Raw genomic sequence first — 8071 nt, 5'->3', positions numbered from 1 at the left:
GGGGCCGGGTGGTGGTGCCGATTCTGGGCCTGGCGCCAAGATGGTGCCGATACAAAAAGCCGGCGCCAAGGGGATGCCGATGCGGAAGGCACAGCGCCTTGGAGGGCGGGCTGTGGCGGAGATGGGCGGGCATAGGGCCAGCGCCCGCTCTGGCTGGGCGCGAAGGGTGCGGGCGGCCAGGGCTTTTCGATAGGCGAGATTATGACGTTATCCCCGTCCCCTGTCATGAGGTGATGCGCCTCCGCAAAGGCGAAGGCGCGGGCGATGCAGTTGGGTTGGGCTGGGGCGCTGCCGGCTTAGTAGTTCTCGGCGCGGAGTTGGAAGTGGCCTTGGGGGTGCTTGCACACGGGGCATTCCTTCGGCGCCTCCTTGCCGATGTGGATGTGGCCGCACACGGTGCAAACCCACACCTTCACCTCTTCGCGCTTGAACACCTCGTTGTCTTCGATGCGCTTCATCAGCAGATCGTAGCGGTCTTGATGGCTGTGCTCGATGGCCGCCAGCCCCTCGAAGAAGCGGGCCAAATCCTCAAACCCCTCTTCTGCGGCCTGCTTGGCGAACTGCTTGTACTGCACGTCCCACTCGTAGTGCTCGGCCGCGCTTGCCAGCTTCAGGCATTCCGGCGTGGGCGGCACGGTGCCGTCGTGCAGGCGCTTGAACAGCAGCTTCGCATGGTGCAGCTCGTTATCGGCGGTCTCTTGGAAGATGTTGGAAATCTGGGTGTAGCCGTCCTTCGCCGTCTGCTGGCCGTAGAAGGTGTACTCCACGTAGGCCAGCGCCTCGGCGTTCAGGGCGGTTGCGATGTTCTTCCAAGATTGGGAATCTTTCAGTTCCATGGTGACTCCTCTCAGATGCGCGCGGCGTGCGGCTCAAGTGAGCGGCAAGCGATTTAACGGGCGGCGGCGCGGCTATTCGCCGGCGCTTTCCGCGGCCTTTTCCGCCTGGCGGCGTGCCTCCTTCTCGGCCAGATAGGCCAAGGTCACCCGCTTGGTTTCAAAAATGCCCTCCGACATCACGTCCCCTTCGTCGTCGTAGGCGGTAACTTCCCAATACTGGTGGGGGCCCTTCTCGTGGCTCAGCCGCGCCACGCCGTGCACCCAGCCCTCTTTGCCGCTCTTCTTATGGCGCACGTCCATGCGGATGCCGAACACCCGCTCGACGGAGAGGTCGATGGTGCACGCCGCCGCCTGGCTGCCCACGGTTTCCAGCAGCGCCAGCGTGGCGCCGCCGTGCACGAAGCCGAAAGGCTGGCGGATTTTGTCGGTGATGGGCATGCGCGCCTCGGCCCCCTCGCTGCTGGCGGAGACGAACTGAATGCCCAGCTCTTGGCTGAAGCCCTTGAGCATGGGCACGATGGTGCCATCGGGGGTGGTGTAGCTGTGGTTGGCGATCTCTTCTTCGGTCAGTTGGACGGGGGTCATGAGGCCTTCTTTCCGTGTTCGGGTGATAGCCATTCTACGCAAAGGAGGCGCCGTCCCAACCGCTTGGTTGTCAAAAGGTATAATCGGCGAAACGAAGACGGTTGCGGACGGGCCAGCGCGCGGCAGCTGGTGCGGGTGGCGCGCGGCAGCGTTGGGCCAGGGCCTGATGCGGGCGATTCGGCGGCAACGTGGTGCGGCACGGGAAAGGCGAAGGAGCGACGATGCGGGCAGTTTTGCAGTGCGTGAGCGAAGCGCGGGTGGAAGTGGACGGTGCCACGGTGGGCGCCGTTGGCCCCGGTTTTCTCATCTTGCTGGGGGTGGGCCATGGCGATGACGAGGAAACCGTCCGCAAGCTGTGGGGCAAAATCGAGAAGTTGCGCGTGTTCGACGACGAGAGCGGGAAAACCAACCTCAACCTGGCCGCCATCGGCGGAAGCGTGCTGGTGGTGAGCCAGTTCACCCTCTACGCCAACTGCAAGAAGGGCAACCGCCCCTCGTTCACCGATGCCGCTGCCCCCGCCGAAGCTCAGCGCCTCTACGAGTACTTCGTGAGCCTGGCCCGCATGAGCGTGCCGCGGGTGGAAACCGGCCGGTTTGGCGCCATGATGGAAGTGAGCTTGGTGAACCACGGTCCCTTCACCATCTGCCTGGACACCGACAACCTGTAGGCGCGCCCGCGCGGCTGGCCCCGTAAACACTGTGGAAACCGATGCCGCCTGGGCGCGCCCTGGGCGGCATCGCTGCGTTTTAATGGGAAGTTGAGCGCTGCGGCCGCGCGGTCCGGCGCCCGCAGACTGTTCGCCCACGGGGAAGGTGCATCCATGAAGGTTCTCGTTCTGAACGCCGGCAGCTCGTCGCTGAAATACCAACTGCTCGACCTGGCCACGGGGGCGGTGCTCATCCGCGGTCTGTGCGAGAACATCGGCATGCACGACTCCGCCCATCGCTTCGACCGCGGTTTCGGCGAACTGAAGCGCAGCGAAATCATGAACGACCATCACGACGCGTTGCAAATTGTCATCAACACCCTGCTAGAGCCCGACCGCGGCCCCATCAAAAGCCTGGACGAGATAGACGCCGTGGGGCACCGGGTGGTGTCGGGCGGCGAATACTTCACCGAATCCACCCTCATCGACGACGACGTGCTGGAGAAGATTGGCATCTGCTCCGAGCTGGCGCCGCTGCACAACCCGCCGGCGCTGGCGGCCATGCACGCCTGCCTGGAGATGATGCCGGGCAAGCCGGAGGTGGCGGTGTTCGACACGGCCTTCTTCCAAACGTTGCCGCCGCGCGCCTACGTGTACCCGCTGCCCTACGAGTATTACACCGACTACAAAATTCGCAAGTACGGGGCCCACGGCACTTCGCACCGCTTCATCGCGCGCCATGCCGCCAAAATGCTGGGGGCCGACGTGCGCGATCTGCGCCTAATCACCTGCCACCTGGGCAACGGCGCCTCAATCGCGGCGGTGGACCACGGCGTTGCCATCGACACCACCATGGGCCTCACGCCGCTGGACGGCCTGATGATGGGCACCCGCTGCGGCACCATCGACCCGGCGGTGGTCACCCGCATCCAAACGCTTCTGGGCTACACCCCCGACCAAATGAATGAAATCATGAACAAGAAGAGCGGCCTTCTGGGGGTGTCCGGCATCTCCAGCGACCTGCGCACCGTCGAAGAGGCGGCGCTGGCCGGCAACGAGCGGGCGGTGCTGGCGCTGGAGCTGTACGCCTACTTCATCAAGCGCTACATCGGCCAGTACTTCGCCGTGATGGGCGGCGCCGACGCCATCGTGTTCACGGCCGGGGTGGGGGAGAACTCTGAGTACATGCGCGCCCAGTGCCTGGCGGGGCTAGAGCCCATGGGCATCGTGCTGGACGCGCGCAAAAACCGCATCCGCTCGGGCGAGCGCATCATTTCCGAAGACCGCAGCCGCGTGAAGATCATGGTGATTCCCACCAACGAAGAGCTGATGATAGCCCGCGACGTGGAAAAGATCATGGACGAGATGCACCAAGCGGAAGTAACCGCCGAAATGGTGGAGGAAACCTTGGTGTAGCCCGCTCGCTTCAGCCAGTTTGATAGAATTTCGCCAATTTGGATTTCACGGAAAGGCTCATTTATGGCGGAGTTCGTTTATCAAATGTACAAGGCGCGCAAGGCGGTGGGGGACAAGGTGATCCTCGACGACGTTTCGCTGTCGTTTTTCCCCGGCGCCAAAATCGGCGTGGTGGGCCCCAACGGCATGGGCAAGTCCACGCTGCTGAAGGTTATGGCGGGGCTTGAGGAGGTGTCCAACGGCGAAGCGCGGCTCACCCCCGGCTACACGGTGGGCATTCTGCAACAGGAGCCGCCGCTGGACGAGGACAAAACCGTGCTGGAGAACATCCAGATGGCCTTCGCCGACGTGCTGGCCAAGGTGGCCCGCTTCAATCAGATTGGCGAAGAGATGGGCCAACCCGATGCCAACTTCGATGCCCTGATGGAGGAGATGGGCCAGCTGCAAGACGCCATCGACGCCGCCAACGGCTGGGATTTGGACAGCCAGCTTTCCCAGGCCATGGACGCGCTGCAGTGCCCCGACCCCGACGCGCCGGTGAGCATCCTCTCCGGCGGCGAGCGGCGCCGCGTGGCCCTGTGCCGCCTGTTGCTTGAGGCCCCCGACCTGCTGCTTTTGGACGAGCCCACCAACCACCTGGACGCCGAGAGCGTGCTGTGGCTGGAGCAGTTCCTGAAAAACTACCCCGGCGCCGTGCTGGCGGTCACCCACGACCGCTACTTCCTGGACAACGTGGCCGAATGGATTTGCGAAGTGGACCGCGGCCAGCTGTTCCCCTACAAGGGCAACTACTCCACCTACCTGGAAACTAAGGCGGCCCGCATCGCCGCTCAGGGTCAGCAGCAGGCGAAGCTGGCCAAGCGCATGCAGAAGGAGCTGGAATGGGTGCGCTCGTCTCCGAAGGCGCGCCAGGCGAAGAGCAAGGCCCGTTTAGCCAGTTACGAGCAGATGGTGGCCGAGGCCAACGCTGCTAAGAAGCTGGACTGGACCGACATCCGCATCCCCGCCGGCCCGCGCTTGGGCAGCGAGGTGATCAAGGCGGAGCACCTGCACAAGGCCTTCGGCGACCGCGTGCTGATCGACGACCTTTCCTTCCAACTGCCCCGCGGCGGCATCGTGGGCGTGATCGGCCCCAACGGCGTGGGCAAAACCACCCTGTTCAAAACCATCGTGGGGCTTGAGCCGCTGGACGGCGGCACGCTGGAAATCGGCGAAACCGTGAAGATCTCCTATGTTGACCAGAACCGCGCCGGCATCGATCCCGACACCAAGCTGTGGGAAGTGGTTTCCGGCGGCACCGACTACATGCAGGTGGGCGACACCGAGGTGCCTTCCCGCGCCTATGTGGCGTCGTTTGGCTTCAAGGGCGCCGACCAGCAGAAGAAGGCGGGCGTGCTTTCCGGCGGCGAGCGCAACCGGCTGAACCTGGCCCTTACCTTGAAAGACGGCGGAAACCTGCTGCTTTTGGACGAGCCCACCAACGACCTGGACGTGGAGACGCTGTCCAGCTTGGAGGCGGCGCTGCTGGATTTCCCCGGCTGCTCGGTGGTGATCAGCCACGACCGCATGTTCCTCGACCGTGTGGCCACCCACATCCTGGCCTGGGAGGGCACTGACGAGAACCCCGGCAACTGGCACTTCTTCGAAGGCAACTTCGAGGCCTACCAGGCTGATCGCGAAGCGCGCCTGGGCAAAGAAGCCGCCAAGCCCCATCGCCTCCACCGCAAGCTCACCCGCGACTAAGTGCGCCAGGGGGCGTGTCAGGGGGACGTTCGCTTTTGTCACGCGAATCATCGTAGGGCAGAGATTCTATCTCTGCCTTTTTCATTTCTGGAGCAAGGGGAAGGGCGGGGGCAGCCCAAGTCGCTCAAACAGTCCTGCTTTGGGAAAAGCGCCACCGGCGCTTTTCCGTCGTGCGGAACTCGCTTTGTTGGACCGCCCCCGCCCTTCCCCCGCACAGCCGAATTCGTAGGACAAAGGGAGACAAAGGGACAGCCCTAATGGCTCATACGGGGCGTTCGCTTCCCTTCCCATCGAGGTATAACTATTCAACTATGACAATGGTGCTATACTGGCCCCATTGTTTGTGCGAGGGGAGGGGCGGCCGCCGCGGCTGCTCTGCAACCGGGGGAGGAAGATGGTCTTCGGCTGGTACATAATTGCGTACCTGTTTGCGGCCGGCGCCGGCAGCGGTGCCTTCTTCGTGGGCTTTTCCACCTGCTTGTGGGACGTGGCGCGCCAAAGCCCCGCCAGCGAGCGGGCCGCCGCTTCGGTGCAGACCGCCTTCTACAGTGCCCCGGCCCTGTGCCTTTTCGCCGTGCTGCTGCTGATGCTCGACCTGGGCAATCCCAACCGCATCCTGCCCCTTGTGCTCAACCCGTTCTCTTCGGTGATCGGGGTGGGCGCCTGGTTGCTGGCGCTGTTCATCGTGCTTTCGGTGGCGCTGGCCATCGCATCGCTGGGGGCGCGCCCGGTGCCCCGCCCACTGTTTCTGCTGCTGGGGGTTCCGGCGCTGTTGTGCGCGGTGGGCATCATGTCCTACACGGGCGTGCTGCTCTCCTCCCTGGTGTCCATCGACTTCTGGCACACCCCTTGGCTGGTGGCTCTTTTCGTGGCGTCTTCGCTCACGGCCGGTACCGCCGTGGTGGTGCTGGGGGCCGTGCTGCAGGGCACCCCAACTGCCCTGCGCAACCTGAGCGGCCCATGGAAGGCATTTTTCGTGCTCACGCTGATCGAGGCGGTCCTGCTGGTTGTTTTCATGGCCGTGCAGGCCACTGGTCCGCAGTCTGCCCGCGACGGGGTGCAGCTGTTGGTGGCAGGCGGCATGGCACCAACTTTCTGGGGCGCGGTTGTAGTGGCGGGCTTTGTCGCCCCTTGGACGGTGCATCTGGCCAAGCGGCTGGTGGGGCCGTCAGCCGCCTTGGTGATTTCATCGGCAGGGGTGCTCGTGGGCGCTTTCGCCCTGAGGTATTGTATAGTGGGGGCAGGATTGTATTCCCCCTTGGTTCTGAGCTTTGTGGCTCCAGGGCTGTAGGCGACGTGCGAATGGGCAGCCCGGATGACAGCAGACAACTCAGTGCGCATAACTATCGACGACAGCAATGGCATTCCCATTTGGCTGCAGTTGCGCAACCGCCTTATCTACCTCATCACCTCCGGCCATTTCGCAGTGGGCGAGAAGCTGCCCACCATGCGGGAAATGGCGGTGGACCTGGGCATCAATTACAACACGGTGAGCAAGGTGTACCAAGACATCGAGCGCGACGGCTACATTGTGTCCAAGCGCGGCCGGGGCACCTTCGCGAGCGATGCCTACCTGCAGAACCAGGACAGCGCGGCCGGCGAGGCGGAGTCGCTGACCGACGTGTTCATCCAGCAGTGCCGCGAGCTGGGCGTTCCGCGCCAGGACATTCTGGAGCTGGTGCAGCAGCGGCTGAATTTGGTGCAATAGCGGCCGCGGGCCGGCACCGGAGCATCCGAGGGGGAGCCTTATGAAGTTCAGTTTGAGGAAAGACCGTGACAACACCACGTCCCAGGCCGATGCCCGCCGCACGGTGGCCAGCACCGAGCTGGAGCCCAATGAGACCACGCGGGTGGGCGTGTTTTTGTTCGCCCTGATCATGTTCCTGCTGGGGTTCGCCGTGGTGTTTTGCGCCACGCTGCCCTGGCTGTCGCTGGCCACGGTGGTGGCCGCAGTGGCGGCGGGGCTTTTGCTGGCCACCGCTTTTCGGGTGGCGCCCCAGTGGGAGAAGGTGGCGGTGCTGCGCATGGGCAAGTTCCGCCGCATCGCCGGCCCCGGCTTCTATGTGGTGGCCCCCTTTGTGGAGTATGCCGCCATTCACATCGATCATCGCACCATGACCTCGGCATTCTCGGCTGAGGCGGCACTGACGGCCGACCTGGTGCCGGTGGACGTGGACGCCATCATTTTCTGGCTGGTGTGGGACGCGAAGAAGGCCTGTCTGGAAGTGGCCAACTACCCCAAGGCGGTGCTGTGGAGCGCCCAAACAGCGCTGCGGGACGCCATCGGTCAGATTAACCTGGCGGACTTGTCGCTGCGGCGCAAGCAGATTGACCGCGAGCTACAGCAGGTGCTGGGGGATAAGTGCGAGCAGTGGGGCATCACAGTGATGTCGGTGGAGATTCGCGACATCGCGGTGCCGCTTGAGCTGCAGGACGCGCTGTCGAAGGAGGCGCAGGCAGAGCGGGAGCGCAACGCCCGCGTGATTTTGGCAGAGGTGGAAAAGGACATCTCCGAGATGTTTGTGGAGGCGGCCCAGATTTACGACCAGAACCCCAAGGCCATGCAGCTGCGGGCCATGAACCTGGCCTACGAGGGCACCCGCGATGGCAAGGGCGTGCTGCTGGCTCCCAGTTCGCTGGCGGACAGCTTCGACGTGGGCAAACTCTTCGGAAAAGAGTAAGGCGCCCCTCCCAAGCGCCGCCCCGCGCGGTCCCCGCCTTCCGCCCTCGGGCCTGCGCGGCTCCGCCCCCGCCTTCCGTCTCGGCTCCGACATTCGCTGCAGCCTCGTTCCCACGCTCCTGCTGCGGCCCTGCCTTGTGCCCCCTTCCGCCGCGGCCCCCGCC

8 protein-coding genes are annotated in these 8071 nt (G+C 64.2%); 6 read left to right on the top strand and 2 right to left on the bottom strand.

What is annotated here, in order from left to right; all coding sequences use genetic code 11:
- Positions 1 to 296 precede the first annotated feature (296 nt).
- Both DMP11_RS09945 and DMP11_RS09940 read right to left on the bottom strand, forming a co-directional pair.
- Complete coding sequence (locus tag DMP11_RS09945) at positions 297 to 836, bottom strand: rubrerythrin family protein (protein WP_123186331.1); 540 nt, start codon at positions 834 to 836, stop codon at positions 297 to 299.
- 72 nt (positions 837 to 908) lie between these two features.
- Positions 909 to 1421: a PaaI family thioesterase gene (locus tag DMP11_RS09940; RefSeq protein WP_214647040.1), complete on the bottom strand. Its 513-nt coding sequence runs from the start codon at positions 1419 to 1421 to the stop codon at positions 909 to 911.
- A gap of 221 nt (positions 1422 to 1642) precedes the next feature.
- Between DMP11_RS09940 and dtd the strand changes: the two genes are divergently transcribed.
- The 6 genes from dtd (at position 1643) to DMP11_RS09910 (ending at position 7908) form a co-directional block, all read left to right on the top strand.
- Positions 1643 to 2089, top strand: a complete 447-nt coding sequence (dtd, locus tag DMP11_RS09935; RefSeq protein WP_123186330.1) for a D-aminoacyl-tRNA deacylase — start codon at positions 1643 to 1645, stop codon at positions 2087 to 2089.
- Positions 2090 to 2242: 153 nt separating this feature from the next.
- Complete coding sequence (locus tag DMP11_RS09930) at positions 2243 to 3484, top strand: acetate/propionate family kinase (protein ID WP_123186329.1); 1242 nt, start codon at positions 2243 to 2245, stop codon at positions 3482 to 3484.
- 63 nt (positions 3485 to 3547) lie between these two features.
- Entirely contained in the window at positions 3548 to 5227 is a 1680-nt protein-coding gene (ettA, locus tag DMP11_RS09925; RefSeq protein WP_123186328.1) for an energy-dependent translational throttle protein EttA, read from the top strand.
- 394 nt (positions 5228 to 5621) lie between these two features.
- A complete protein-coding gene (gene nrfD / locus DMP11_RS09920; protein WP_123186327.1) occupies positions 5622 to 6518 on the top strand; it encodes an NrfD/PsrC family molybdoenzyme membrane anchor subunit in 897 nt (298 codons plus the stop codon).
- A 24-nt stretch (positions 6519 to 6542) separates the two neighbouring features.
- Positions 6543 to 6935 (top strand): GntR family transcriptional regulator, encoded by a 393-nt coding sequence (locus tag DMP11_RS09915; protein ID WP_123186326.1) that lies wholly within the window; start codon positions 6543 to 6545, stop codon positions 6933 to 6935.
- 40 nt (positions 6936 to 6975) lie between these two features.
- Complete coding sequence (locus tag DMP11_RS09910) at positions 6976 to 7908, top strand: slipin family protein (protein WP_123186325.1); 933 nt, start codon at positions 6976 to 6978, stop codon at positions 7906 to 7908.
- Positions 7909 to 8071: the final 163 nt, after the last annotated feature.

Origin of the sequence: Parvibacter caecicola (assembly GCF_003725335.1) — a bacterium.
Classification (GTDB): domain Bacteria; phylum Actinomycetota; class Coriobacteriia; order Coriobacteriales; family Eggerthellaceae; genus Parvibacter; species Parvibacter caecicola.
Note: the sequence above shows the minus strand (reverse complement) of the source record. Positions and strands in the feature narration are given on the sequence as shown.